The organism is Oleiphilus sp. HI0066, assembly GCF_001635725.1.
The window spans coordinates 1-939 of sequence record NZ_LWFH01000098.1; the positions used below are offsets into that span (position 1 = coordinate 1).

The following is a 939-nucleotide window of genomic DNA, read 5'->3' on the forward strand; positions in this document are numbered from 1 at the left end:
AGAAGGTGGATCGACACTACGAAGCGCATTTATCGACATACAAAGCGCACACCGATGGATAAGCACTCGGCTCGCAGGATCCGAACAATCTTTCTTTGTATTTGGTCAGAGTATGGGGGGAGCCCTAGCAATTACCTATGCAGCGAACATAAATAAGACGGATGAAGATCTACGAACTATCAACGCTTTAATCAGCGAATCTGCTCCGGCCAACTGGCCCCAAGTAGCGCGAGAAGCAATGAGAAAACACTGGTTGACGTGGCTTGTGCAAGTTCCAGCGAGTCTAATTGAAAGCGACTATAACCCTGAAAAACATATCTCAGAACTGAAACAAACTCCGATATTACTGATGCACAGCAAAAATGATCCTGTCGTCGACTATCGTCACTTCACGCAATTAGAAGCGATCGCTAAACAAAACGATCTTAATATTTCTAGCTATCAAACATTGGGCTTACACACGCAAGGCCTGGCATATGAAAAAGCGCGCAAAACACTACTTAATTTCTTAGCATCAAACAGCGGAACAAACGCCCAATAGACACACAGCGAAATATATCTCTGATTAAACGCCGCGTTTAACCCAACCAATCTCGCATAGCAGCAATTTTGAATTGCTGCCCTTGCTTTTCAAACACCACATGATTCTCATCTATCAGCAAGACAGTCATACCTTCAAACATCTGCCCTTCTCTCAGATAAATATTATTGATCATTACACGTCTAGCACTCGGATCAGAACTATAGATATGGCTATTAAACAGAAGCTTCGGAACACGAGGACGCGCAGAATTGCTTATTTCATGTAAAAACAGGACATCGTGATATTGATTATTTAACTCGAGCACTTGCGATGAGGATAAAGGCAAAGAAGAGCTATCTTCACCTTCCAAGTTGGCAGAGAGCCCAACATCATTGACACTTTCGTCATTACTATCG

2 protein-coding genes are annotated in these 939 nt (G+C 42.9%); one reads left to right on the forward strand and one right to left on the reverse strand.

What is annotated here, in order from left to right; genetic code table 11:
• Nucleotides 1–541, forward strand: a 541-nt coding sequence (locus tag A3738_RS01515; RefSeq protein ID WP_156503878.1) for an alpha/beta hydrolase, incomplete at its 5' end; no start/stop codon positions are given.
• A 37-nt stretch (nucleotides 542–578) separates the two neighbouring features.
• On the opposite strand, the gene A3738_RS01520 is transcribed toward A3738_RS01515, so the two are convergent.
• On the reverse strand, nucleotides 579–939 hold a 361-nt coding region (locus tag A3738_RS01520), incomplete at its 5' end, for a general secretion pathway protein GspB (protein WP_156503879.1).